The sequence below is a fragment of the Filifactor villosus genome (assembly GCF_042652965.1).
Taxonomy (GTDB): Bacteria; Bacillota; Clostridia; order Peptostreptococcales; family Filifactoraceae; genus Filifactor; species Filifactor villosus.
On record NZ_JBHSHL010000051.1, the window covers coordinates 57,835 to 84,833 of the forward strand.

Below are 26,999 nucleotides of genomic sequence, written 5' to 3' on the forward strand. Positions count from 1 at the left end.
GAAACACAAGGCGTATTTTCGCCCGTCTCGAGGGAAAGACATCGAGCATTTCGTAGTTGCAGATGTCCCGAGGATGAAAAGACGGTCTTTCAGATATAGCATTTATAAAATATATTTAAAGTAGGAGGCGATTTATTTGAACGGAATTTTAAAGATGTGGAATTCTCTGAGTTTGGTTAAGAGAATATTGGTAGGTCTGGTAATAGGAACCATCTTGGCGTTGACAGCTCCTGAACAGTTGAAGGGGATCTCTATTTTCGGAGACCTTTTTGTAGGCGCCTTGAGAGCGGTAGCACCTGTTTTGGTCTTTGTCCTTGTCATGTCCGCAATTTCGCAACACAAGGAAGGGCATCAAACCAATATGAAGTCCATCATTATACTATACTTATTCGGGACCTTGATGGCGGCGGTTGTTGCGGTGGTAGCCAGCTTTGTGTTTCCCATCGAGTTGGAGTTGGTAACGGGTAATACCGAGATCGCACCTCCCTCGGGAGTTACCGAAGTACTGAAAAACCTGTTGATGAACATTGTCGATAACCCAGTCAAAGCTCTGTTCAATGCAAATTATATCGGTATTTTGACCTGGGCGGTTCTTCTCGGTTTTGCACTCAGAAAGGCTGCAGACAGCACTAAGACGATGATCAACAACTTTTCGGATGCGGTTTCTCAGGTGGTTCGTTGGGTCATTGCTTTTGCACCTCTTGGAATTATGGGTCTGGTATTTTCGGCGGTATCCACGAGCGGTGTGGAGATTTTTACGACTTACGGCAAGCTTGTTCTTCTATTGGTGGGTTGTATGTTCTTCGTTGCCTTCGTAATGAACCCCATCATCGTATTTGCAAAGATCAAGCAAAATCCCTATCCTCTTGTATTCAAGTGCGTAAGAGAGAGTGGAGTAACGGCCTTCTTTACGAGAAGTTCGGCGGCGAACATTCCGGTAAATATGACCTTGTGTGAGAATTTGGGTTTGGATAAGGATACCTACTCCGTATCGATTCCTTTGGGGGCGACGATCAACATGGCAGGAGCGGCAATTACCATTTCCGTTTTGGCCTTGGCTGCCGCACATACGGTCGATGCATCCGTAGATATCGGAACGGCCTTCATCCTCAGTGTACTCTCCGCCGTTTGTGCCTGTGGAGCATCGGGAGTTGCGGGAGGCTCTCTGTTGCTGATCCCTCTGGCTTGCAGCTTGTTCGGGATCCCCAATGAAGTTGCGATGCAGGTCGTTGCGGTAGGTTTTATCATCGGAGTGATCCAAGACTCCTGCGAGACGGCGTTGAACTCTTCTACAGACGCACTTTTTACTGCGACAGCGGAGTTTGCGGAGTGGAAGAAGCAGGGAAAACCCATCGTGATAAAAAAATAAGCGGAATCTTTGATGTCGATAAAGATAAACAAAACAAATTACTACTTGCAGGATACTCTCATTGGGGGTATCCTGTATTTTGTATAGGAAGAAATTTGAAAGAGGCGAAGGTATTATATTCTTTTGAAGAGTTGTTTTTGAAACATCTTTTTTTATCGATGTGTTCGGACAGAAAGATAATAGGACAAAGTTTCTGTATTATATTAAATTAAAATAAACGTTTGTAACATTTGGGAGGAGGAAATAGGCATGAAGAAAACTGCGATTTTTATTTATGAACAGTTTTGTAATTTTGAGATTGCACCTTTGTTGGAAGTTTTAAAAATCAAAAATAAGCCGTTTACCGTGTTTTCAAAGGATCTGTCTCCTGTAACAAGTGAGGAGGGTTTGATCGTCCTTCCTCAGAAAAGTATAGAGGATTTCGATGTCGATGAATATGACAGTCTGGTTTTGCCGGGGGCCATGGATATCAGAGGGGTCGTAGACGATGAGGATAGCATCAATTTCATAAAGAAGTTTTCAAATCTGAAAATAGCGGCCATATCCATCGCTCCTATACTACTGCTAAAAAGTTCTATGTTATATTCAAAGAGATTTATGGCGGGGGTCAATAAGGAAGAGTTGATGGAAGAGGGATTTTCTAAGGAAGATCTCCATCTTATGAGGGATTGGGAGGAAAATGCGAAAGAACCGCTTAAAGATGGATATATTATAGACGGAAATATCATTACATCGGTATCTTATGAATTCTTAAGATGGACTTTGGGCTTTGCAAGTATGTTGGAACTTGAAGTTTCTCCTGAGATGTTCGGTATAAGAGAGCAGTTGTAAAACAAAAATCGATAGTTTGATTGGATAATAGCGTGAAAATGGAGGAAGATATTATGGAAAACTTACACATAAACTGGTATCCCGGTCATATGAAAAAGACACGGGAGCTGATCCGAAAAAATATGTCCATTGTGGATGTGATTGTCGAAGTTATCGACAGCCGAATCCCAAAGAGTAGCAAAAATCCTGATATCGCCGAACTTTCGGGGCACAAACCTACCATCCTCCTGCTCAACAAGGAAGATCTCTCCGATAAGGAGGAGACGAAGAAGTGGATCGAATACTATAAAAATGGGGGGATGACGGTTCTTCCTTTTAACGGAACGACCGGAGAAGGGATGAAGGAGTTGGTGAAGGCGGTGGAAGAGGCCTTTCGTCCGAAGTTGGAGAGGTTGCAGGAAAGGGGTCTGAAAAACCGCTCTATCCGTCTGATGATAGCAGGCATACCCAACTCGGGCAAATCCACCCTGATCAATCGACTGGCGGGCAGAAAGAGCACTCAGACGGGAGACCGTCCCGGAGTGACCAAGGGTAAACAGTGGGTAAAGCTCAAGGGAGATCTCGAGATGCTCGATACTCCCGGTATTCTTTGGCCAAGGTTTGACGATCAGGAGGTCGCTCTGATGCTTGCCTTTACGGGTGCGATTAAAGATGAGGTCCTCGATGTGGAGGAGATTGCCTTTGCACTCTTGGACAGATTGAAAAAGAGGTATCCGATCAATCTTCAGGAGCGTTACGGCGTTGAGGTCGATCCCGATATGGAAACGATTGTACTTATGGAGGAGATTGCGGAAAAGAGGGGTTTCATCCTCAAGGGAAGGGAGATTGACTATAAGAGGACGGCGGATGCAATTCTCAATGACTTCCGCGAGGGAAAGACGGGCAGAATCACCTTGGAAGAGTGCAGGTGTGAAGAGGAGTAGAAGGGACATAACGATGTGTACGGACACGGACAATGTCTTTGAACAATGAGAAGAACAGGCGCTCATACTGTTATATAGGGCGTTGCGTTCTTGTATGATTTGGATTGGTTTATCATTCGATTTTTTCGGCGATGCTACCCTGATGTTTCCCGATGAATCACGTTGTACAAGGAAAGGAGAGAGCTATGTTCAGCGGACAGAGCATAGATGGAATAAAAAAGAAATTGAAACTTCTGACTCAGGATGAACTTAGAGTCGCAGAAGATATACTGAAGTCGGATGTGAGGATTGGAGTGCGTAAACTTGGTTCTTCGCTTGAAAGACAGCGCTTGAAGAGGGAGGAGGCGGAAGAAAGGATCTTACGCATGAAGCGAAAGGAAGAAGGACTCAAGGCTCAAGGTCATCTTTTTGTCGCCGGTATCGATGAGGCGGGAAGAGGTCCTCTTGCAGGTCCTGTTGTTGCGGCCTGTGTTGTGATGAAGGAAGGTTCCCTTATCGTCGAGGTCGACGATTCCAAAAAAATCAAAGAGGAGCTCAGAGAGAAACTCTTTGATAGGGTGATCGCAGACAGTATCTCCTTCGGGATAGGAGTAGCTACCAATGAAGAGATTGACAGGATCAATATTTTGCAAGCGACCTTTCTGGCGATGAGAAGGGCAATGCAATACCTCAATCCTTCCGCGGATTACATCCTGATTGACGGAAATCAACTTTTGCCTGAAACACAAAAACAACAGGAAGCAGTGATCCGAGGGGATTCCTCCTGTTACTGTATTGCTTGTGCAAGTATATTGGCAAAGGTCTACCGTGACAGATTGATGAGGGAGTACGACAAGATCTATCCCGAGTTTCAGTTTTCAAAGAACAAGGGTTACGGTACGGCGGAGCATTATGAGGCACTCAAGAGGTGGGGAATTACTCCCGTTCACCGGCGCAGTTTCCTCTGAGGTTGATGAGGAGGAATGAGTTTGATATCCATGCTGTCAGTCATTGTATTATTGACAGTGTCGCTTTATCCTCCATAGGAGATGAAGAGGACTTTTGCATTCAAGGAACAGATAGGACAAACTTTCTGTTGCAGAATAGGATGACATCTCCCATCATAGCAAAGAGCCTTCTTTTCCACAAAAATAACGTGAAAAAAAAGAAGTTTTAAGGGTATGTTTATACTAACGCTTACTGTTAAGTGATAAGAGCCTTCCGGGGCCGAGATCAAGAGGAAGAACGACGATGGTACAGGCATCGACGGAAAGAATGAAGGAGATAAAGATGATGAAGCATATACTTGTAGTAGATGATGAAAAAAGAATACGAGACCTTATTGTGATGTATCTAAAGAAGGAAGGTTACGAAGTGACCGACTTCGATAATGCGGACAAGGCCTATGAATTTCTCTCGGACAACAGTGTCGATCTGATTGTGCTGGATATTATGATGAGAGGGACCAATGGATTGGATTTGTGCAAGAAGATTAGGACCAACAGCGATGTACCCATCATCTTCGTATCTGCGCGAAGTGAGGAATTGGATAGAATCTTGGGGCTTGAACTCGGTGCGGATGACTATCTGGCCAAGCCGTTCAGCGTAAGAGAACTGATCGTGCGTATTCGCAACATCCTTAAGCGTACGACCAACTATGCACAGAAGAAGGAAGACAATGTCGTATCGGTGGAAGATCTCAAGATCTTTGTAGAGCAACGAAGCGTAAAGGCGGGAGACGAGGATGTGCCTCTTACGACAAAGGAGTACGAGGTTTTGAAGTTTCTTGTCGAGAATAAAGGCTATCCCTTATCGAGGGATAAGATTATCCAAAGCATCTGGGGATATGAGTACGATGGGTATGACAGAAACGTGGACGATACGATCAAACGTCTCAGAAAAAAACTCCGGGATGCAAACTCTCAGGTCAAAATCCAGACGGTTTGGGGCTATGGATACAAAATCCAGGAAGATGAGTAAACCATGAGTAAAATAGGAAAAAAAATTGTAGTTAGTTATTTGATTATCGTCTTGTTTACCGTCGGGATCTCGATGGGTATTACCAAGATGAACTTTTCCAACAAACTCAACGCCAAGATCATCCAAGACCTAAATATGGCTGCCAACGACATGAAGACTGAAATCGAAAATGAACTTCTCAATGTATCCTTGGCTTTGAATAAGGAAGCGACACTGTATGATGTCTTTCCCAATAACAGGTTGTTTTTTTCGTCCTATCAGTTTTCCACGACTAACTTTGTGATTCAGGATAAGGAGAAGAAGACGATCTTTGAATCTTGGAAGATCAAGGAAGGAGAAGAGTTCTATAACACCAGTGATAAGACGAAGAAGTTTTTTGAGATGGAACGGACAATAAAGACGCCCAATAAAAAGGCGGTAGCGGGATATCTGCTTGTAATCGGAGAGAAGGAGGAACTTGGGGTCATCAATTCCCTGATCAATGCGGCTTCCTTTATTGGGCTGGCGATCTCACTGTTCTGTGCGGTGCTTTTGGCGCTCTTCTTTGAGAGGACGTTTATCCGCCCAATCAATAAACTTAAGAGAAACATCCAGGCATTTTCGCTTGAAGGCAACAACACGTGGGAAGAGATTCGTACTCAAGATGAGATCAGTGATCTGAATGACGAATTTAAGAAGATGGCGGAAAATATGATCCATTACGATCAAAATCAAAAAGTTTTTTTCCAGAATACATCTCATGAGCTGAAGACGCCGCTGATGTCCATTCAAGGGTATGCGGAGGCGATCCGTGATAACGTTATACCTCAGGAGGATGTGCAGGAATCGTTGGACATCATCATTGATGAGACCAACAAGCTTACCCATACCGTCGACACCATCGTCTATATGACGAAGTTGGAGAATCCTACGGAGAAGGTGGACAAAAACAGGGTGCAGAGTTTGGATATGAGGGACTTTGTCAATGAGGTTCTCTACAAGTTCAAGTTTTCCGCAGATGAAAAATCCGTTGTCTTGCACAACAATGTGGAAGATAATATCTTCCATCGTGTCGATGAAGAGTATATGTTTCGCATCATCAACAATCTGATCTCCAACTCGCTTCGTTATGCAAAGTCCTTAATCAGTATAGAGGGTTACCATCAAGGCAATGAGTTGGTTCTCAAGGTTGTCGATGACGGACAGGGGTTTGACAAGGCGGAGATAGATAGGGTCTTTGATCGTTTCTTCAAAGGAGAAGGAGGAAATACGGGATTGGGTCTGTCGATTGTCAAATCTACGGTCAAGCAACTGAAGGGAAGTGTGCGGGCATACAATCCGGAATCCGGAGGTGCCTGTGTGGAAGTACGTCTGCCAAGACAGCCACACCGGAGGGCGGTAGTAAAAAAGAATGATTTGTATAAGGAAGCGGTAAAACATGTTTCCGCTCAGGAAAGCAGATGGAGTTTCGGACGTAAGGATGAGGGAGTTAGTGTGCAGAAAGATAAGACTTTGAAAAGGAAGGGTAAAAAACATGAGTGAGTTTAAGGATCTTAACAAGGTAGTAGGGTTTTCAACCAAGGCGATCCACGACGGTTTTGTCGCAGAGAATCCGTGGAAGGCGTTAAACCCTCCGATTTTTATGACATCATCCTTCGAGTTCTCCTCAATCGAAGAGGCGGATGCCGTCTTCAGAGGAGAGAGTGAAGGCTTCGTCTATACAAGAGGGCGAAACCCCACAACCGAGATATTGGAGAAGAAGATTGCTTCCCTTGAAGGGGGGGTCGACTCAGTTGCCTTTGCTTCGGGAATGGGGGCGATTGCAGCAACCATCCTCTCGTTTGTGGAGGCGGGGGATCATATCGTTGCAGGGAAGTCTCTCTACGGTTCCGCCTACGGTTTTTTGAACAAGTTTGTCAAACGTTATGGAGTACAAGTGTCCTTTGTTGATACCGGAGATCTCAAACAGGTCGAGGAGGCACTTTGCGACAAGACAAAACTGATCTATCTGGAGACACCGTCCAACCCCGTCCTCAAGATCACCGATATCAAGGCGGTCTGTACCTTGGCTAAGGAGAGGGGGATCGATGTGGTCGTTGACAATACCTTTGCGACTCCCTATTGGCAGAAACCTCTTCTGCTTGGAGCAACGGCGGTCGTCCATTCCGCGACAAAGTTTTTCAGCGGTCATGGAGATGTGATAGCGGGAGTGACGACTTCGAAAAGTCAGGACTATATCGATCGATTGAGGTACGGCTTTATGTGCGAATTGGGTAGTCCGATCTCTCCGTTTAACGCATGGCTTCTGATTCGGGGTCTGAAAACCTTGGAGATGAGAATGGAGCGTCATGGCGAAAACGCTATGCTCTTGGCGGAGTATCTGCAGGATCACGACAAGGTCGAGAAGGTATGGTACCCCGGATTAAAGTCGGATGAAGGGTACGATGTTGCCCGTTCTCAGATGATGGGCTACGGAGCTGTGGTCAGTTTTACTCTCAAAGGCGGCCCGGAGAAGGCGAAGGAACTTCTGACAAAGTTCAAAATGTGCAAGCTCGCTGTGAGTTTGGGAGATGCGGAAACCTTGGTGGAATCGCCCGCCTTTATGACGCATAGGGACTACGATGCGGCAAGCCTTGAAGAGTTCGGTCTTTCATCTTCGATGATTCGGGTTGCAGTCGGTCTGGAGAACAGCAAGGACATCATCATCGACTTCTATGAGGCCTTGAACGAGATTTAGGAATAAAGGTTGTGTTAAAAAGACACGGCAATATCGCATAATTTGGAAGAACGGTATTATCGAAGGATGAAATTTTTGAAAGTATGGATATGAAAAACTTTCGTGTTTTATAAACTCATACTGTTATTCAGTTATGGATATAAACGATCTGTGACCCATAGAAGATAAAATGATTTTTGGCGGTCGCAAAATAAATATATCCATACTTCCATTGTAAAATAGGATCAGAGGGAGATCGGGAGTTTGTACTTTTGTGACATTTCATAAACTTTTACCTTGTATAGTACGAGGCTTTATTTGAAGCATTGCAATCCGTCTTACAGATTATAAAAAATCGTCCCATCGCTTATGAACACAGAATATATAGGGATGGCTTGAACGGGCGATGGAATAACGGAGAAATAGAAGGGACTGAATATCAATTATTTAGTCTCTTTTTCTTGTTTTGAGAGATATAGAGGGCAGATTAACGACAGACGGAGTTTGAAGATCGGGTCAAAGGACTCGATGTGAAAGAAGAAATACCGATTATGCCGTTGCAGTACAAGTTCGATTGTCGAATCATATCCATACTAATACTACTATTCTTTTGAATAGTGGATATAAACAATCTGTGACCCATAGAAGACAACATAGTTTTTCGTCATCGAAAAATAGATATATCCACACTTCTATTGAAAAATAGTATGACCAATTAATACTATTCTTCCTTTGAGTTGTGGATATAAACAATCTGTGACCATAGAAGATAAACCGATTTTTCGTAAGTTGAAAAAAGGATATATCCATGCTTCTATTGGGGAATAGTATAAAATGTCAGGTGTATGGGAGGTATAGAGATAAATCGGAATTGATAGCAAATGAAAATAAAAAACGAAATGAATACTACTGTAGCGGCACGTCGAAATTCACGGTAATTCCAACTTTGATATGAATTCTTTCGGTTTATAACCGAGATAAGAAATAAAGCCAAATATCAATATGTCAATAGACCGGGCAATTTAAACAGGCAATAGTATCAAATAAGAACAGGGCGGTTTTCTTCCCGGATAAAAATTTTTGTAACAAGAGTTGACAAACGAAGGGAAAAAATGTAATATAGAAACAGAGTTAGCACTCGATAAAGATGAGTGCTAATAAAACGATAAAAGATCGTAAATAAGGATGAAAGGTGCAGGTGGGTTATGAGGAATGATTTGACGGAGAGAAAACTCCGAATCTTGGAGTTTATTATCCGGGAATATATTCAAACCGCGGAACCGGTCGGCTCGAGAACGGTTTCCAAAAATAAGAGCCTCAATGTCAGCGCCGCTACAATCCGAAACGATATGTCCGATCTCGAAGAGCTGGGCCTCTTGTTACAGCCCCATACTTCGGCAGGACGTATCCCATCCGAAAAAGCATATGAGATCTATGTGGAGAGCATGATGAATCAGGGAGAACTTCGGGAGGCGGATCGGGAGTTTATTCGAGCACAGTTGTCCCAAAACATCGATAAGATTGGAAATCTTCTGCAACGATCCCTCGATCTGATCAGCAGCTTGACCGACTATATCTCAGTGGGGGTGCTTCAGGAAGTCTGCAAAAAAAGACTGATCAAGAACATCTCCCTCGTTCCGATAGATAACCGAAGAGTCGTCGTTGTAACCGTACTTGACAGTGGAGAAGTTCTCTCGGAGAACCTTCTTCTGCCTCAGAATCTCGATAACAACACGCTTCACCTGATTTCTCAGACCATCAACGAAACGATGTCGGGACGTTGTTACGAAGAAGTCGGGGAAGATCTTCTGCGCTATATCAAGGCAAAGATAAGCGAGTACTCGACTTCGCTGGAGGGGATCTTCGATTTTTTGGAGCAGCAGCTCCTGCAGGAACAGCCCTTCCATCTGCTCTTTAACGGGATGACGAATATTTTCAATCATCCGGAGTTCTATGACATCGATAAGGCGAAGTCGTTTTTGACCATGATCGATGAGGAGACGCCGATTCGTAACCTGATGAATGAGAAAGGTATTCGAAAAGGCGATATCAATATCATCATAGGAGATGAATCCATGGGCAGTATTATGAAGGACTGTTCAATCATCACCGCAGATTATATCAAAGACGGCCTGACGATAGGAAAGGTCGGAATCATAGGGCCTAAGCGGATGGATTATCAAAGAGCCTACAATATTATGAGCTATCTTCAGAGCGAGATCAACAGGTTGTTGAACGACTCGTAAGAAGTTCATTATGTATAGAAGAAACATCTTTAACATAGAGAAGGGAGCTGACGAGTTGGCAAAAAACAGAAAAGAAGAGGACAAGGATGTGAAGGAGACCTTAGAGGTTCAGGAGGAGCAGGAGGTCGAAACTCCTGAGATATCTGAAGAACAGGAAGGAGATCTCAAGAGGTTCGAGAACAAGATCCTCGCCGACAAGGAGAAGGAGATCGAAGAACTGACGGATCGCTTAAAGAGGACTCAAGCGGAGTTTTTGAACTTTAAACGCAGGACCGAAAAGGAAAAGTTGGAACTTGCGACCTTTGCAAATGAGAAGATCATGTTGGAACTGCTTGCGGTCATCGACAACTTCGAAAGGGGACTTGAGGCGGTGGAAGACAAAGACAGCAGTTTGTTCCAAGGAATGGAACTCATCTGCAAGCAGCTGTATGCGACCATGGAGAAGAACGGAATATCTCTGATCGACACGAGCATAGACTTTGATCCGAATTTTCATCATGCGGTCATGCAGGAGGAAGGAGAAGAAAAGGGTAAGATTTTGGAAGTGTTCCAGAAGGGATACTTGTTGAAGGATAGAGTGATCAGACCTGCTATGGTCAAGGTTTCAAACTAAAAAAATTCAGGAGGAGAACATTATGTCAAAAACAATAGGAATAGATTTGGGAACAACAAATTCATGTGTATCGGTACTCGAGGGCGGCGAGCCTGTGGTTATCTCGAATAGAGAAGGGATGAGGACCACACCTTCGGTTGTTGCTTTTTCGAAAGAGGGAGAGAGGATTGTAGGAGAACCTGCAAAGCGTCAGGCAGTCACTAACCCGGAGAGGACCATCAGTTCGATTAAGAGAGAGATGGGAAGCAACTATCGGGTAAACATTGACGGTAAGGACTATACCCCTCAGGACATCTCCGCCATCATCCTACAAAAGCTCAAGTCCGATGCGGAGAGCTATTTGGGCGAGAAGGTAACAAGTGCCGTCATTACTGTACCTGCATATTTTACCGATGCACAGAGACAGGCTACCAAGGATGCAGGTAAAATTGCAGGCTTGGATGTGAAGCGTATCATCAATGAGCCGACAGCGGCATCGATCGCTTACGGGTTTGAGAAGGACAATATCGATGAGAAAATTCTCGTCTTCGACCTCGGCGGGGGAACCTTTGACGTATCCGTGCTTGAAATTGCGGACGGAACTTTTGAAGTTCTTGCTACCAGCGGAAACAACCATTTGGGAGGAGATGACTTCGACAACGTATTGGTAGACTATATCGCCAAAGACTTTTTGGCAATAGAAGGGGTAGACCTCAAGGCGGACAAGATGAGCCTTCAACGTTTGAAAGATGCTGCTGAGAAGGCGAAGCAGGAGTTGTCCTCCACCCTTACGACTAATATCAACCTTCCCTTCATTACAGCGACAGCATCCGGACCGAAGCACTTGAATATGGATCTGACGAGAGCGAAGTTCGACGAACTCACCAGACACTTGGTCGATAAGACCATAGAGCCGACCAAGAAGGCAATGGCGGATGCAAAACTTTCTCCAAGTGATATTGATAAGGTTATTTTGGTAGGAGGTTCGACTCGTATTCCTGCTGTACAGGAAGAGATTAAAAAGTTTATCGGCAAGGAGCCTCACAAGGGAATCAACCCCGATGAGTGCGTTGCTCTCGGAGCAGCGGTTCAAGGAGGAGTTCTAAGTGGCGAGGTACACGACATCCTTCTGTTGGATGTGACCCCTCTTTCCTTGGGAATTGAAACTTTAGGTGGAGTATTTACCAAGATCATCGAAAGAAACACGACCATTCCCGCGAAGAAATCTCAGGTGTTCTCAACGGCGGCGGACAACCAACCCGCAGTAGACATCCATGTGCTTCAGGGAGAGAGATCTATGGTTGCCGACAATGTTACCTTGGGACGCTTCCAGTTGGGAGACATTCCTCCGGCACCGCGAGGAGTTCCTCAAATCGAAGTGACCTTCGATATCGATGCCAACGGTATCGTAAACGTAAGAGCGAAGGATTTGGGAACAGGTAAGGAGCAACAGATTACGATTACTGCATCTTCCAACCTTTCCAGCGACGAGATCGAAAGGAAGGTCAAAGAAGCGGAATTGCACGCGGAAGAAGATAAGAAGAAGAAAGATAAGATGGAGGCGTTGAATCAGGCGGAAACCACGATCTACCAGACCGAAAAAACCTTGGATGAGGTCGGAGATAAGGTGAGCGAGCAGGAGAAAAACGATGTTAGAGCAGCGTTGGAAGAGTTGAAAAAAGTAAAAGACAACGAATCGTCCACCGGAGAAGAGATTCGAAAGGCCATTGATGAGGTGATGAATAAGTTCCACTCCATCTCTCAAAAAATGTATGAAGAGGCTGCGAAGGCTCAACAGGCTCAACAGGAGCAGGGGCAACCGCAGGAAGAAAGCGCTCAGGACGATAATGTAGTCGATGCGGACTACACCGAGGTTGACGAAAACAAATAATATCGTTACAATATAACGGCGATCAGGTAGCTTGTGCATAAGGCTACCTGTTGTCTGTTATAGTTCAGGAGGAGAATGGATGGAAAAACGAGATTATTATGAGGTCTTAGGCGTTGAGCGGGGCGCAACCGAGCAGGAGATCAAAAAAGCTTATCGAAAACAGGCGATGAAGTACCATCCCGACAAAAACCAAGGAGATAAAGAGGCGGAAGAAAAATTTAAGGAAATCAATGAGGCCTATGAAGTGCTTTCCGATGCTCAGAAAAGAAAAACCTATGACCAGTTCGGGCATGCAGGCCTCGGAGGCAATGGCGGTTTCGGAGGAGCAGGAGGTTTTCAGGGTGCGGACTTCGGAGATTTCGGCGATATCTTCGGCAGTATGTTCGGGGACATCTTCGGGGGCGGAGGTATGCGTCAGAGGAGAAACGGCCCGAGAAAGGGTGCCGACCTGCGTTATTCAATGGATCTTACCTTTGAAGAGGCGGCGTTCGGGACGGAGAAGGACATTACCTTCAACCGTCAGGAAGAGTGCGATGCTTGTCATGGAACGGGGGCAAAGCAGGGAACAAAGCCCAAGCAGTGTCCGACCTGTCATGGAGTCGGTCAAGTCAATCAGCAGGTGAGAACCCCCTTTGGAACCATGGTGCAGTCAACCACCTGCCCTACCTGTCACGGAGAGGGTGAGATTATAGAACAGAAGTGTCCCAAGTGTGGAGGCAGAAAGACCGTGCCGGGCAAGAAGACGGTTTCCGTCAAGGTGCCGGAAGGGATTGAAGATTCCATGATGCTTCGTATGAGTGGTCAGGGACAACCGGGAGAAAAGGGCGGACCTAGGGGAGACCTTCTGATCCATATTCGAATCAAGCCTCACGAAATCTTTGTCAGAGACGGAAATACCGTATGGATGGATATGCCCATCTCCTTTGCACAGGCGGCGTTAGGAGATGAGATCCAAGTGCCGACCTTGGATGGAACAGTCAAGTATAAGATTCCCGAAGGAACGCAGACCGGAACGATATTCAGACTTAAGGACAAGGGTATTCCCTATCGCAACGGAAGAGGACGCGGAGATCAGAGGATTCGCGTCAAGGTAGAGGTGCCTAAGAAGTTGACCGACAAACAAAGAGAGCTTCTCAGAGCCTTTGCCGTTGAGATGGGACAGACCCCGACAGGAGAGAGCAAGGGCTTTTGGAGTAAGCTCAAGGATGAGATCAAAGAAGCTCTCGATTAAAAAAAATCTTCAAGTACACTGTAATAACAGTTGCTTGAAGATTTTTTTATCGGGAGATAATACTATCCTTTGATATTTCGGATATACAGAATATAACTACCGAAAAACAATTTGGATGATGACTCACTTCAAGACCTTCAACCGGTCAAGGAATAGTATAAGAAGTGGCAAAGACAGCCTATACTATTTTTCGATAGAAGAGTAGTTATATTTGTGCTCTAACCATGAACAGCGTTGCATCCTGTATAAAGTACAGACTGCGAACAGTAAAGATAATGAGTATAACTAAATATCCAATATGGAAATACGCCTTGGAAACACGGATCTCTCTTAATACCTTGCAAAAGCGTCAGCAAAGAAAAGAATTTCAAATCTTCCTTGAAGTTACGCTTCGATTCATGATTTCTTAGTTTCCATCTGTATGACAGTATTACAAATATCAGTTTGAAGGATGTGGAAAAGAGGTTTCTGAAACTTCTACGAGAACTCTACCTTTGGGATTCCCATCCGAGGTTTGAAAATCAAGGGAATATCTTCCTTTTTTTGCATTGTTTTGCACATATTCTTCGACTTTCTTTGGAGGAACGATGATGCGAGTGTCCTCTCTTCCGGGTTCACTGACAGTAACGATCATCTCGATTTCTCGGTCATTTTGAAGGTGAAGCTTATAGGCTTTTTCCGATTTTTTTTGTATCCACTCTCTTCCGCCCGTATCTGCAGGAGAACTGTTTAAAACTAAGGTGTTTCCACTCGTTGTTTCAGGGAGTTGGAAGGGCTGGCGTCCGATTTGGATTGAAAAAGTGCCTCTCGGATCTCCTTCGTCATTTTGAAAGTCAAGTTCATATCTTCCTGATTTTACACGGTTATCAAGATATTCTTGAGTTGAATTTGCAGGAACTGTAATACGGATGTCTTTTTGATCCGGGGTCATAATCGTAACTGTCATATCGAGAGGTTTCTCATTATGAAAGGTAAGCCTATGAGCGATGTGAGTGTCGGGTTGGTTCCAAAATCTTCCGCCGGTATCAATGAAGGCATCTTTTATAGCAAAATAGTTGTCATCGGAATATTCAGAAACAAAGACATCTTCTTGAGCAAGTTGATAACGGAACACCAAAAAAGCAAGAAGAGGTAGGGTAAAGAGTATAAAGGCAAAGAAATACCTTCTGATTTTGAGGGATTTTGGGTTTTTCATAAGTAACGTCCTCCTTTAAAAGTTTGAGTTTTGATGTAGAGTCTGATCTGTTCGTTGTGTGAAGAATATTTCATATTATTTTTCAATAGAAGTATGGATATATCTATTTTTCAAACCATGAAACATTGTTTTGTCTTCTATGGATCACAAGATTGGTTATATCCATCATTCAAAGGAATAGTAATATCAGCTTTTCAATTTCAAGCACCGGATGTTTTTATTATAGGAGAAAAGAAACGTTTAAATAATATAAAAAATGTAAAAATAAACAGAAGATGAAGATAAAGATACGAAGTATCAATATCTTTGAAAAAATAAAAAACAAGTATTGCTCAAATTGTTACTTCTTTGTAAAGCAAAAAAACTTAAAAAACTATTTACATTTGAAGAGAAAGGATATATAATATCATTAAAGGTCAAAGAAAGTCAAAGACAAATAAAAAGGAGAGGGCTTATGTGGCACGATTAACAGATGTAATAGAACGGTTTATCAAGGAAATGTTGGATGAACAGACGGAAGTGGAATTGAAACGAAACGAATTGGCGACTTTTTTTGACTGTGCTCCCTCTCAGATCAACTATGTATTGACCTCGCGTTTTACTTTCGAGAATGGTTATCTCACACAGAGCAAGCGTGGGGGTGGCGGCTACATTCGCATAGTGAGGTTGCAGGATGACAAAAACTATGAGTTTTTGCTTTACCTCGCGGAAGAAAAACTTGCGGAGCCGGTATCTGAGAAGTATGCGCTAAAGATAGTGGAATCCCTTGTCCAACGAGGTCTTGTATCGGAGCATGAGTCAGCCTTGTTATCGCTGCTCTTGCAGGACGACACCCTCGGCATCCCTTCGGAGGAAGTGAGGGACTTGTTGAGGCAGAGGATGTTGAAGAAGATCATCACACAATTGTTAAATATCAAGTAAGAGGAGGGATGTTTTATGTTATGTCAACATTGCCATGAGAGAGAGGCTACAATCCATATGACTCAAAATATAAACGGAAAGGTCACGGAGCTTGCGATCTGTTCCCAATGTGCAAAGGAGAAGAAGATCCAACTTCCCTTTATGGACGATTTCGGATTTTCGGGACTGTTCTCCAACTTCTTCACGGGAGGAAGAGAGATAAACGGAGTACAAACCATTTTGTGTCCTACCTGCAACAGCAGTTTGGAGAGATTCCGTCAGATGGGTCTTCTCGGTTGTGAAGACTGCTATGACACCTTCTCCAAGGAGATCGAGCCCCTCATCATCGAGGTTCAGGGAACGGATACCAATGAGGGAAAGACTCCGCTTCAGGAAGTGGGGGAAACCGATGAGGAGCCCGCTCTCAAAGCTCTCAAACAGCAACTCGAGGAAGCGGTCCGCAGTGAGAATTATGAGCTTGCAGCAAAGCTTAGAGATGAGATCAGAGAGAAGGAAGGGCGAGGGGAGAAATGAATCCGGAAACCTATGTATTGAGTTCAAGGGTGAGACTGGCTAGAAATATCAAGGGGATCGTTTTTCCCAACCATATGACGCACCGGGATGCCGACAAGGTCATTGACGAGGTAGTTCGAGCAGTGTCACAGGGCAACAAAGGTATGAAAGATCAGTTTGAACTTAGAAGGATGTCGCAGACGGATGAGTTTGAGAAGAGAAGACTTTTGGAACAACACTTGATCAGTAAGGAGCTCCTGCGTTCTCCGTTGGGGGCTCTTTACAGTCAAAAAAACGGACCCGTTTCCATTATGATAAACGAAGAGGATCATCTGCGGATCCAAGGCATCCGAAGAGGATATCACTTGGACGAGGCCTATGAGGACTGTAGTTTGATAGATGCTCTACTGGAAGAGAAGATAAGATTTTCCTTCTCGAAAAAATACGGTTATTTGACGGCCTGCCCCACAAATCTCGGAACGGGGATGAGGTGTTCTCTCCTGCTTCATTTGCCCGCACTTTCGGAGCTCTCCTACATGCCCAAACTGATTGAGGCTTTGTCCAAGCAGGGTTTCACCGTGAGAGGACTGTATGGAGAAGGAAGTCATGCTCAGGGGAACCTGTTCCAGCTGTCGAACCAGGTGACCATGGGTCATTCGGAGAAGGAATTGATAAGGAGGCTCAAGCTCATAGTGCGGGATGTGCTGGAGAAGGAGGAGAACGTAGAGCAGTATCTGAAACATACGGGAGGATCTTCCTTCATTGATCGCATAGGTAGGAGCTCAGGAGCCTTGAAGTATTCCTACACGATGAGCCAAAAAGAAGCGATGGGTCTGCTCTCGGACATAAAGCTGGGATATAACCTCGGTTGGTTTCAAGGAGTATCGGGGGAGGATATCAAAACGGCCCTGTTGGAGGTCGGTGACAGCTCTTTGATGAGAAAGGATGGAAGGATTACGATAGATGAGATGAGGAGCAGGTACTTGAGAGACTTGTTCAAAAACATGGAATTGGAAGTAAGGGAGATGAAAAAATGATGAAGAATTTTACGGAAAAAGCAAATAGAGCCCTGGAACTTGCTTCCCAAAAGGCGGCGGAGATGGGACACAATTTCTTGGGGAGCGAGCACCTCCTGTACGGTCTGTTGGCAGAGAACACAGGTATAGCCTCCAAGGTCCTGAAGGAGTTCAATGTGTCTAAGGAGGCCCTGTCCAAGATGATTGAGCTGATGGACGGTCGCAACGACGAAAAGATTACGAGGGTGGAGGTGACTGCCAGGGTCAAAAATATCTTTGAATTGAGCAATGCCATCTCCAATCAGCTCGGTACAAACTATGTAGGAACCGAACACCTCCTGTTGTCCCTGATACATCAGAAGGATAATCTTGCGAATCGGATTCTTAGAGATATGGGTGTCAATACGAGCTATTTGAGAGAAGAAACGATGAGACAGATGCAGGGCATGGCTCCCTTAGGAACTTCGGAGCGACAAGAGGATGTTTCTCGTTCCAAGGACGAAACTCCCGTCATCGACGAGTACGGAGACGATCTGACCAAAAAGGCTTCGGAAAACCGTCTCGATCCTGTCATCGGAAGGGATAACGAGGTGGAGAGGATTATTCAGATCCTATCGAGAAGGACCAAGAATAATCCGGTCCTGATTGGAGATCCGGGGGTTGGAAAAACTGCAATTATAGAAGGGTTGGCGCAGAGAGTCATCAACAAGGAAGTTCCAGAGACCCTTCTCGGAAAGAGGATCGTGACTTTGGAGATGGGATCCCTTGTCGCCGGTTCAAAGTACAGGGGAGAATTTGAGGAGAGGATCCAAAAGGTGGTGGAGGAGCTTAAAGAAAGCAACAATGTCATCCTCTTTATTGACGAGATCCATACCTTGGTAGGAGCAGGAGCGACAGAGGGTTCTCTCGATGCAGCCAATATTATGAAGCCGGCATTGGCTAGAGGTGAGGTTCAGGTAATCGGAGCGACAACAATTGATGAGTATCGCAAAAATATTGAGAAGGACAGTGCCTTGGAGAGACGTTTTCAAACAGTTATGGTCGAGGAGCCTACGGTCGAAGATACGCTGGCGATCCTTAAGGGTCTCAGAGACAAGTACGAGGCCCATCATAAGGTCAAGATTACGGACGAAGCACTTGCGGCAGCTGTAAAGCTCTCCTCCAGGTATATTACGGACAGATTTTTGCCCGACAAGGCGATCGATCTGATCGATGAAGCGGCTTCCAAAGTGCGGTTGAGAAAAAGCACCCACCCCGATGATGTGCGTGATAAAGAGAAGGAGTTGGAAAAACTCAAGAACGAAAAAGAAGAGGCGGTGGCCAACCAGGAGTTTGAGAAGGCTGCAAGATTGAGAGATACAGAAAAGCAGATCTACGAAGAACTTCAAGCTGAAAAAAGAGAATGGGAAAACAAGACGAAGATCAAAGAGGGCTTCGTTGTCGAAAATGACATTGCTTCCATCGTTTCCGCCTGGACAAAGATCCCTGTGGACAAAATGCAGGAAACCGAGAGTGAGCGGCTCTTGAAACTTGAGAGCATCCTACACGAGAGGGTCATTGGGCAGGATGAAGCGGTAGTTGCCGTATCCAAGGCGATTCGACGTGCGAGAACGGGCATCAAGGATGCGAAAAAACCGATAGGTTCCTTTATCTTCCTGGGACCGACGGGAGTCGGAAAGACGGAACTCTCAAAGGCGTTGGCAGAGGCGATGTTCTCCAGTGAAGACGATATCATCCGTCTGGACATGAGCGAGTATATGGAAAAACACAGCGTTTCCAAACTGATAGGTTCTCCTCCGGGGTATGTGGGCTATGAAGAAGGAGGACAATTGACCGAAAAAATCAGAAGAAAGCCGTATTCGGTCATTCTCCTGGATGAGATCGAAAAAGCTCACCCCGATGTATTTAATATGCTGCTTCAGATTCTTGATGATGGAAGGTTGACCGACTCTCAGGGCAGGACCGTAGACTTTAAGAACACCGTCATTATTATGACTTCAAACCTTGGAGCTTCGGTCTCTACAAATACAAGGACCATGGGCTTCGATACGGGAGCAGCGGAGGAAGAGAAGGAGAAGAGCGAGTTCCAAAAAATGAAGGAAAAGGTGATGAAGGAGGTCAAACGTCACTTTAGACCCGAATTCATCAATCGTGTGGACGATATCATCGTCTTCCATGCACTGAGAGAAAAGGATATGGAGGCCATTGTCGGATTGCTGGTCAAAGATCTTCAATCCAGGCTCAGCGACAGAGACATCAAGATCAAAATTACTGCTCCTGCAATGAAACTCATTCAAGAAGAAGGCTTTGACAGGGAATACGGAGCAAGACCTTTGAAAAGGGCTTTGCAAAAACTGGTGGAAGATGAAATCTCCGACAGGATTTTAAGAGGGGAGATCACGGATCACAACACCGTAGACATTGTTAAAAAAGACGGAGGTCTTGACTTTAAGGTAATCTGTGATAAAGAACCGAGGGAGGAAAGAGAAGGAACTGAAAAATAGAGTTGACTTTTTCGACAACCTTTTCTATAATGAAAAGAACAGTTCGTGGAAAAGAGTAAGTATTTTTGTCCGGAGGTAGTTCAGAGAGGAAGCGGTCGGTGGGAGCTTTCACCGAGGGCAAGGAGAAGCTGTCTTGGAGAACTTCTCGTAATGGAGAACGCGTGGAATGCGTTACACTTCCCCAAAGATATCTGCTTTTGATATAAAGTAAGGTGGTACCGCGATCAATATCGCCCTTATAACATTTTGTTATAGGGGCGTTTTTTATACGCATATCCTTCGGTCCGCCTTGTTTTTATCTTGGAACGAAAAAATGATTGATAAAGAAAGGATGGAATACAAATGGTAGAATTGAAGTTCAAAACGGTAAATGAAATTCGAAAGAGTTACTTGGATTTTTTTGAGAGCAAACAACACTATATTCATCCGAGCTTTCCGCTCGTACCGATCAACGACAACAGTCTATTGCTTATCAATGCGGGCATGGCACCGCTCAAAAACTATTTTATGGGAGTGGAGAAGCCTCCCAAAAACAGAATGTCCACCTGTCAAAAGTGTATTCGTACCGGAGACATTGAAAATGTAGGGATGACGGCAAGACATGCAACCTTCTTTGAGATGCTCGGGAACTTCTCCTTCGGAGATTACTTTAAGAACGAGGCCATCGAGTGGGCTTGGGAGTACGTGACCAAGGTCTTGGAGATTTCTCCCGAACATCTCTGGGTCACGATCTATGAAGAGGACGACGAGGCATTTGACATCTGGAAGGATAAGATTGGAGTAAGTCCCGAAAGGATTGTACGTCTGGGCAAGGCGGACAATTTCTGGGAGATAGGAAACGGAACCGGTCCCTGCGGACCCTGTTCGGAGATTTATATTGACCGTGGTCCGGAGTTCGGCTGTGATTGTGAAGACTGTAAGCCGGGCTGTGATTGTGACCGTTTTTTGGAGTTTTGGAATCTTGTATTCACACAGTTCAATCGTGAGCAGGACGGCAGCTTGACGCCTCTTCCAAAACCCAACATTGATACAGGAATGGGTTTGGAACGGGTTGCTTGTATGTTGCAAGGGGTCGACAGTATCTTTGAGATCGATACCATGCAGGACATCATCCATAGGATTGAAGGGATTTTGGGAGTAAAGTACAATGAAGACGAAAAGAATGATATAAGCATCCGTATCATCTGCGATCACATTCGTGCGGTAACTTTTTTGATTGCGGACGGGGTCATTCCTTCCAATGAAGGAAGAGGTTATGTGCTTCGAAGACTTCTTCGAAGGGGAGCAAGGCACGGGAAGCTCCTGGGTTATAAAAATCCCTTCTTATTTGAACTGATGAGCACCGTTGTCGACATCAACAGGGATTCCTATCCCGACTTGGAGGAGAAGAAAGACTATATCCGCAAGGTGATCAAGATCGAAGAAGAAAAGTTTGAAGAGACTATCTACCAAGGTCTGGAACTGTTAAAGACCGATATGGAAGAGATGAAGGAGAAAGGTCTTACGGTGATGGAGCCTCACAAAGCCTTCCGTCTATATGATACCTTCGGTTTCCCCTTCGATCTTACAAAGGAGATTCTTGCAGAAGAAGGATATACGGTTGAAGAAGAAGGTTTCTTCAAGGAAATGCAGGAACAGAGAGAACGTGCGAGGAGTGCTCGTAAGGAGAGCGACAACGAAGGATGGAAGAGCGACGAGATCAATCTGGACATCAAGGAGACGGAGTTTGACGGCTATGCCAGCTACAATGTCGAAGCACAGATCCTGAGCATCCTCAAGGACGATACGGTTGTAAAGACGGCGAGCAACGGAGACGAGGTCATTTTCATCTTGAACAGAACTCCTTTCTATGCGGAGAGCGGAGGTCAGGTAGGAGACGAGGGGGAACTTAAGGGAAACCACGGAAAGGTTCTTGTCACCCAGACGAAAAAAGGGCATAACGGTCTTATCATGCACTTTGGAAAAGTGGTGGAGGGCAGTGTGAGCGAAGGCGAGAGCCTTGTCGCTGAGATTAATGTTTCAAGACGTGAAGAGACCATGAGAAACCACTCGGCGACCCATCTTTTGCACAAAGCGCTCCGAACCGTTCTCGGCAATCACGTTACACAGGCGGGCTCTCTGGTAACTCCGGACAGGCTGAGATTCGACTTTACCCATTTTGAGGCGATGACGCCACAGGAGCTGGAACAGACCGAGAAGATGGTTAACAAGGCGATCTACTCTTACCTGGATGTAACCTGTAGAGAAATGAGCATTGACGAAGCGAAACAAAAAGGAGCTATGGCTTTGTTCGGAGAGAAGTACGGAGATTGGGTTCGTGTCGTATCCATGGGAGATTTTTCCATAGAACTCTGTGGAGGAACACATGTCCAGAACACCTCGGAGATCGGTATCTTCAAAATCGTTTCGGAATCGGGGGTTGCATCCGGAGTAAGAAGGATCGAGGCGATCACGGGTCTTAAAGTCTATGAGCTTCTGAAGACGAAGGAAGCTCTGATTGCTCAGGTATCCTCTCAGCTGAAGACGAAGGAAGAAAATCTTGCCGAAAGACTGGAAAGTCAGTTGAATGAGTTTAAGGAAGCCAAGAGAGAGATCAACCAACTCAAGTCCAAGATTATGAAAGACAATATGGGAGAGATCCTCTCAAACAAAGAGGCGGTGGGAGAACTTCAATTGTTGACCTATGCGTTTGAAGATATGGAGTCTGAGGATATGCGAAACATAGCGGAGTCCCTGACCGATAAGGAGGCTGATCTGGTCGCGGTCTTTGCGGCACCCAAAGATGATAAGGTGAACTTTGTTGCGATGGCAGGCAAGAAGGCGGTGGAGACGGGAGCTCACTGCGGAAACCTTCTTCGTGAAGTCGCCAAGATAGCAAAAGGCGGCGGAGGCGGAAAGGCCAATATGGCTCAAGCCGGAGGAAAGGACGTATCCAAGGTTCAAGAGGCACTTGCGGTTGCAAAAGAAACCTTGCTGAAACAGTTGTAGACGATAGAAGAGAGCAAATAAGGGGAGGGCGATCAGCCTTCCTCTTTTTTGTGGAATATCGAGAGGGATACAGACTATCGGTATTGTGATTTGAAGTAGGTGTCAATATCCCTTATTCTAAAAGCGATGAAACAAACTTTTATACTATTCTTGTTTTGAATTGTGGATATAACTAATCTTGTGATCCATAGAAGATAGAACGATGTTTCGTGGTTTGAAAAATAGATATATCCATACTTCTATTGAAAAATAGTATTATACGAAGGATGAAACTTTTGGAAATATTGATATGACAGACTTTTGTATTTTATAAAACCGGAGGAAAATCAGAAACCTGCCTTGGTACGATGTTTCCTTAGCTGAAAAATAGATATAACCACACTTTGATCGGGCATAGTATAAGCAAAAAAATACCCTGTCCGCCATTTTGCGAACAAGGCTATAATAAGAGTTCCAGAAATACTTGATTGCTGATCTCGATCCCCTTTTGGGTCAGAGCGATGATCTCCCGATCGTTTCGGATGATGAGATTTCTCTTTTCCAGAGAATCTAAAGTTGAGTAGAAGCTGTCCGTAATAAATTCGTGGAACTTCTCTCTCAAAAAATCGAGGGAAAGGCCTTCATTCAACCTCATACCCAAAAAGATCGTCTCTTCAAAGACTTCTTCCTTGGAGAGAGGCTCAATCTTGTGCAGGGCTTCGGGCGTCCAACGAAGAGAGGTCAAAAATTCGTCGAGAACATCGGTGCTTGTATATCTCCTGTTCTCCAAAAAGGAGGCGGAGGAGATCCCCAGACCGAGGTATTCGCTCCTGTCCCAGTACCTTTTATTGTGAATACACTCGTAACCGGGTTTGGAGAAGTTTGAGATCTCGTACTGGACAAAACCGTTTCTCTTCAAATAATGGATGGTCCTGCGGTACATATCGACATACTCATCTTCCGAGGGAAGAACGAGTTTCTTCTCGTCGATCCACCTCTTCATCAAGGTGTTCTCCTCTACGATCAGGCTGTAGAGAGAGAGGTGGGAGGGAGAGAGAGCGACGACCTTCTCCAGGGAGGATAGGTGGTGCTCGATGGATTGTTTTGGCAGAGCAAACATCAGATCGACGTTGATATTCGAGAATCCCGCCTTCCCTGCGGCCTCATAGGAACGTAGGAAGGTTTCGTAATCGTGTGTGCGTCGAAGTAAGGTGAGTTCTTCCTCACGGGTACTTTGAAGGCCGAAGCTGATCCGATTTACGCCGTAAGATCTCATAATATTCAGTTTTTCAATATCGGTAGAGTCGGGATTACATTCGACGGAAAATTCAAGCTCATCGGAGAGCCTTAATTTCGAGATCCGTTCGAGCAGGCGTTTCAGATCCTGTGTTTCCAAAATGCTCGGAGTTCCCCCTCCGATGAAGACCGTCGATACACCCTTGTCGGAGATATACTCATCCCAAAGGTCGATCTCTTTTATAAGGGAATCGATGTAAGCCCTCTGCACCTCGACCGGTTTTGCAAACGATGTGAAGTCGCAGTAGGAACATTTCCTCCTGCAAAAGGGGATGTGTATATACAAAGAAATCGGTTTATTCATATCAAACCCTCTGTCATCATCTAAACAGTGTGTCCATCCACCTTGCCCTGATACTTCAGGGTTCTTTGTCAAACAAATGTGGAAAAAGATAAAAAATACTTTTATACTTTAGCTTTTTTGATACAAAAAATCAAGGTATTTCTTTCAAAAAATTTACAAAAAAGAAGAAGGGTATGTTTTAACAGCTTTGAAAAACTCTAAACGTGCATATTTTGAGCTTCTTGAAGAAAGTCCCTTCAAATGTTAAGATTTTATTACAGGGCAAAAGCTTCCTCAGCCGGCTGCAATCAAGCTCAAAAATCATTCTAAAATCACTGTATGTGAATACTGAATTTCTCGAAAGCATTGATCTGAAAAGACATTATTTCTTGTAACTTCATAGGAAAATCAAGATTTCATATGTACAGGGTATCGTCTTATACTACTATTCTTTTGAATAGTGGATATAAACAATCTGTGAGCCATAGAAGACAACATAGTTTTTCGTCATCGAAAAATAGATATATCCACATTTCTATTGAAAAATAGTATTACAGGTAAGAAAATGACAGGTTCGTAATATGGCCTCCGGAGGACTCACGAAGATCGTCGATCAAAGCCCTGTGTCCAGTATGGTTTATAGAAGAGATACCCTGTGTAAACAATGTAATACAGGGTATAGGATACATAGATAAGAAATTTTACAAGGAGGTAAAGCGGATGTTTTTGTTTGGCAAAAAATTTTCTATGAAGGACTTGCAACAGATTATGGAAGAAAAAAAGGTAAAGGTCATAGACGTTAGAACGAAGCAGGAGTATGAGGAAGGACATATCGAAGGGGCGGTTAATATTCCTATGGATAAGATCGAGGATACTTTTGAAGAACTCTTTCCCAAAAAGGAGGAGGACTACTACTTCTATTGTCATTCGGGGGCGAGAAGCGCGATGGTATCAAATTACTTGAAGAGCATGGGGTATAGCAATTGTCACAACGTGGGCAGCTTTCTTCGATGGAAGGGAAGGATCGAAAAATAAAAGGAGCTCGATCAAGTTCTTTGAGATCCAAAAAGAGAAAGGAATACCGGAATGTGTCTGAAAAGGAAGCACACCCATCCTTTGCCTTTGACTTTGACTATGTTTAATACTACTACCCGTTTAAATTTGAACAATTCGAAATTCAGTAAAGGAGGAGGCATCGTTGTATCTGAAAGCGTTAAGGATCGCGTACAGGGCCCACAGGGGTCAAAAAGATAAGGCGGGCAAACCCTATATTTTTCATCCTATCCGAGTTTCTCTGGGAGTAAAGAATAGAGAAGCCAAGATCGTTGCACTGTTGCACGATGTGATTGAAGACAGCGAGATTACAATGGAGGAACTCTATTTTTTGAACGATAGGCAGAAACAGGCCCTTCTACTTTTGACACATAAAGAGGAAGAAGACTATTTTGACTATATTCAGAGAATAAAGAACGATGAAATCGCAAGGCAGGTTAAGGTAAGTGACTTGAGACACAATGCCGACTTGACCAGATTGCATACTGTCACGGAAAGAGACAGAAAAAGAAGGCGGAAGTATCTTAAAGCGCTATCAATGCTGGAGCAATAAGAAAGTGCTTTTCAATATGTGAATATGGAATGAGACCCGCAATCAAGCCGTCATTTCAATGTTAAGATCAAAGTCGGTTGCCGGAGCTCATAAATTTTTCCCACAGAAACGTTGTTTTAGTTGAAATGTGTTTGGATATCAATATAGTAGGCGTAAGGCGGGAGCGTGAAACAAAGAGAAGTCCTTTTTCGTTAAGAAGGGGACTTACACGCGGGAAGAAACCATATCCTCTATGTTGAAGGGAGAGCTTATCCGGCTGATGCCGACAGTCCTAGGTGTAACATTATGTTTTGCAATGAAGGGAGAGACGGGAGAATGAAAGGACTTTTTTCAAGAGTGGTTATTTATGCGATTATCTTGTTTATTATTTCGGAACTTATGTCCGGAGTCGAGGTTGGAGGAATCGGATCGGCCTTGTTCGGAGGATTGATTTTAGCTGTTTTGAACACTTTGGTGAAACCGTTACTGCAAATTATTTCGCTACCGATAACGGTTTTGACCCTGGGGTTATTTTCTTTGGTTGTGAATGGGATTGTGTTTGCACTTGCGGCTGTATTGACACCGAATTTCACAGTGGCAGGTTTAGGTTCGGCAATTTTGGCATCCATTTTGTTTACGATTTTAAACGTTATGTTCAGTACAACCATGATGGACAGATAGGTTGTTGCTACAAAGCAAGAGCGGAGAGGATCATCGGAAAAAGAGAAAGCCTCCAACAGGGATATAAATACAAACCGATCTTGTGAGGACGTTTTGGCAGAGGATGAACTGCACTCCTATAGGATTCTCCAATAGAAATGTAGTTATATCCGTTTTGCAACCGCAAAGATTCGTTTGATCTTTGACGGCATACGAATCCGAGGTATCCATACTTCAAAGGATAAAGAGTATTAAGCGAGGTTTGTACGAAGGGGAATGTTTGTTTTTTGTAGGTACTCATAAAATATGGAGGTTCGTCGGTTGTTAGATGGGAGAAGTATGT

General features: G+C 44.4%; 22 protein-coding genes and 1 other annotated feature. Of the genes, 20 read left to right on the forward strand and 2 right to left on the reverse strand.

All coding sequences use genetic code 11. The annotated features are described in order from the left end of the window. Positions 1–136 precede the first annotated feature (136 nt). From sstT to dnaJ, 12 genes are all read left to right on the forward strand, one after another. Positions 137–1,369: a serine/threonine transporter SstT gene (sstT, locus tag ACFO4R_RS10510; protein ID WP_379789069.1), complete on the forward strand. Its 1,233-nt coding sequence runs from the start codon at positions 137–139 to the stop codon at positions 1,367–1,369. Further along, complete coding sequence (locus ACFO4R_RS10515; protein WP_379789070.1) at positions 1,330–1,581, forward strand: hypothetical protein; 252 nt, start codon at positions 1,330–1,332, stop codon at positions 1,579–1,581. The genes sstT and ACFO4R_RS10515 overlap by 40 nt, the downstream gene beginning before the upstream one ends. Positions 1,582–1,618: 37 nt before the next feature. Next, positions 1,619–2,200, forward strand: coding sequence for a DJ-1/PfpI family protein (locus ACFO4R_RS10520; RefSeq protein WP_379789071.1), 582 nt, complete (start codon positions 1,619–1,621; stop codon positions 2,198–2,200). 53 nt (positions 2,201–2,253) lie between these two features. Next, positions 2,254–3,123 carry a ribosome biogenesis GTPase YlqF gene (gene ylqF, locus ACFO4R_RS10525; protein WP_379789072.1) on the forward strand — a complete coding sequence of 290 codons (870 nt, stop codon included), beginning with the start codon at positions 2,254–2,256 and terminating at the stop codon, positions 3,121–3,123. A 185-nt stretch (positions 3,124–3,308) separates the two neighbouring features. Beyond that, positions 3,309–4,070 carry a ribonuclease HII gene (locus tag ACFO4R_RS10530; RefSeq protein WP_379789073.1) on the forward strand — a complete coding sequence of 254 codons (762 nt, stop codon included), beginning with the start codon at positions 3,309–3,311 and terminating at the stop codon, positions 4,068–4,070. 283 nt (positions 4,071–4,353) lie between these two features. After that, complete coding sequence (locus ACFO4R_RS10535) at positions 4,354–5,082, forward strand: response regulator transcription factor (protein WP_379789074.1); 729 nt, start codon at positions 4,354–4,356, stop codon at positions 5,080–5,082. Between the two features lie 3 nt (positions 5,083–5,085). After that, positions 5,086–6,603 carry an ATP-binding protein gene (locus ACFO4R_RS10540; RefSeq protein ID WP_379789075.1) on the forward strand — a complete coding sequence of 506 codons (1,518 nt, stop codon included), beginning with the start codon at positions 5,086–5,088 and terminating at the stop codon, positions 6,601–6,603. After that, on the forward strand, positions 6,596–7,798 hold the full coding sequence (locus tag ACFO4R_RS10545) for a trans-sulfuration enzyme family protein (RefSeq protein WP_379789076.1): 1,203 nt from the start codon (positions 6,596–6,598) through the stop codon (positions 7,796–7,798). Before ACFO4R_RS10540 ends, ACFO4R_RS10545 begins: the two co-directional genes overlap by 8 nt. Before the next feature lie 1,184 nt (positions 7,799–8,982). Continuing rightward, the gene (gene hrcA / locus ACFO4R_RS10550) at positions 8,983–10,023 is read left to right on the forward strand and encodes a heat-inducible transcriptional repressor HrcA (protein WP_379789077.1); all 1,041 of its coding nucleotides are present in this window, start codon (positions 8,983–8,985) and stop codon (positions 10,021–10,023) included. 10 nt (positions 10,024–10,033) lie between these two features. Continuing rightward, positions 10,034–10,636 carry a nucleotide exchange factor GrpE gene (gene grpE / locus ACFO4R_RS10555; RefSeq protein ID WP_379789078.1) on the forward strand — a complete coding sequence of 201 codons (603 nt, stop codon included), beginning with the start codon at positions 10,034–10,036 and terminating at the stop codon, positions 10,634–10,636. 22 nt (positions 10,637–10,658) lie between these two features. Beyond that, positions 10,659–12,506, forward strand: coding sequence for a molecular chaperone DnaK (gene dnaK, locus ACFO4R_RS10560; RefSeq protein ID WP_379789079.1), 1,848 nt, complete (start codon positions 10,659–10,661; stop codon positions 12,504–12,506). Between the two features lie 79 nt (positions 12,507–12,585). Continuing rightward, positions 12,586–13,737 (forward strand): molecular chaperone DnaJ, encoded by a 1,152-nt coding sequence (gene dnaJ, locus ACFO4R_RS10565; protein ID WP_379789080.1) that lies wholly within the window; start codon positions 12,586–12,588, stop codon positions 13,735–13,737. Positions 13,738–14,176: 439 nt separating this feature from the next. Here the strand turns inward: dnaJ and ACFO4R_RS10570 are convergent, their stop codons facing one another. Then, the gene (locus ACFO4R_RS10570; RefSeq protein ID WP_379789081.1) at positions 14,177–14,932 is read right to left on the reverse strand and encodes a hypothetical protein; all 756 of its coding nucleotides are present in this window, start codon (positions 14,930–14,932) and stop codon (positions 14,177–14,179) included. A gap of 456 nt (positions 14,933–15,388) precedes the next feature. Here ACFO4R_RS10570 and ACFO4R_RS10575 point away from each other — a divergent pair, with 456 nt between their 5' ends. The 5 genes from ACFO4R_RS10575 to alaS all read left to right on the forward strand — a co-directional run bounded on the left by ACFO4R_RS10575 (position 15,389) and on the right by alaS (position 22,853). Next, entirely contained in the window at positions 15,389–15,853 is a 465-nt protein-coding gene (locus ACFO4R_RS10575) for a CtsR family transcriptional regulator (RefSeq protein WP_379789083.1), read from the forward strand. A gap of 15 nt (positions 15,854–15,868) precedes the next feature. Continuing rightward, complete coding sequence (locus tag ACFO4R_RS10580; protein ID WP_379789084.1) at positions 15,869–16,366, forward strand: UvrB/UvrC motif-containing protein; 498 nt, start codon at positions 15,869–15,871, stop codon at positions 16,364–16,366. Further along, on the forward strand, positions 16,363–17,382 hold the full coding sequence (locus ACFO4R_RS10585; RefSeq protein WP_379789086.1) for an ATP--guanido phosphotransferase: 1,020 nt from the start codon (positions 16,363–16,365) through the stop codon (positions 17,380–17,382). The genes ACFO4R_RS10580 and ACFO4R_RS10585 overlap by 4 nt, the downstream gene beginning before the upstream one ends. Then, positions 17,379–19,865 (forward strand): ATP-dependent Clp protease ATP-binding subunit, encoded by a 2,487-nt coding sequence (locus ACFO4R_RS10590; RefSeq protein ID WP_379789087.1) that lies wholly within the window; start codon positions 17,379–17,381, stop codon positions 19,863–19,865. The genes ACFO4R_RS10585 and ACFO4R_RS10590 overlap by 4 nt, the downstream gene beginning before the upstream one ends. Before the next feature lie 37 nt (positions 19,866–19,902). Next, positions 19,903–20,106 (forward strand) — a binding site (T-box leader). A gap of 110 nt (positions 20,107–20,216) precedes the next feature. Then, positions 20,217–22,853, forward strand: coding sequence for an alanine--tRNA ligase (alaS, locus tag ACFO4R_RS10595; protein WP_379789113.1), 2,637 nt, complete (start codon positions 20,217–20,219; stop codon positions 22,851–22,853). A 439-nt stretch (positions 22,854–23,292) separates the two neighbouring features. Here the strand turns inward: alaS and hemW are convergent, their stop codons facing one another. Continuing rightward, complete coding sequence (gene hemW, locus ACFO4R_RS10600) at positions 23,293–24,432, reverse strand: radical SAM family heme chaperone HemW (protein WP_379789088.1); 1,140 nt, start codon at positions 24,430–24,432, stop codon at positions 23,293–23,295. 699 nt (positions 24,433–25,131) lie between these two features. On the opposite strand from hemW, the gene ACFO4R_RS10605 reads away from it, so the two are divergent. The 3 genes from ACFO4R_RS10605 to ACFO4R_RS10615 all read left to right on the forward strand — a co-directional run bounded on the left by ACFO4R_RS10605 (position 25,132) and on the right by ACFO4R_RS10615 (position 26,677). Further along, the gene (locus ACFO4R_RS10605) at positions 25,132–25,446 is read left to right on the forward strand and encodes a rhodanese-like domain-containing protein (RefSeq protein WP_379789089.1); all 315 of its coding nucleotides are present in this window, start codon (positions 25,132–25,134) and stop codon (positions 25,444–25,446) included. 163 nt (positions 25,447–25,609) lie between these two features. After that, entirely contained in the window at positions 25,610–26,017 is a 408-nt protein-coding gene (locus tag ACFO4R_RS10610; RefSeq protein ID WP_379789090.1) for a GTP pyrophosphokinase, read from the forward strand. Between the two features lie 315 nt (positions 26,018–26,332). Continuing rightward, positions 26,333–26,677 carry a phage holin family protein gene (locus ACFO4R_RS10615; RefSeq protein WP_379789091.1) on the forward strand — a complete coding sequence of 115 codons (345 nt, stop codon included), beginning with the start codon at positions 26,333–26,335 and terminating at the stop codon, positions 26,675–26,677. Positions 26,678–26,999 lie beyond the last annotated feature (322 nt).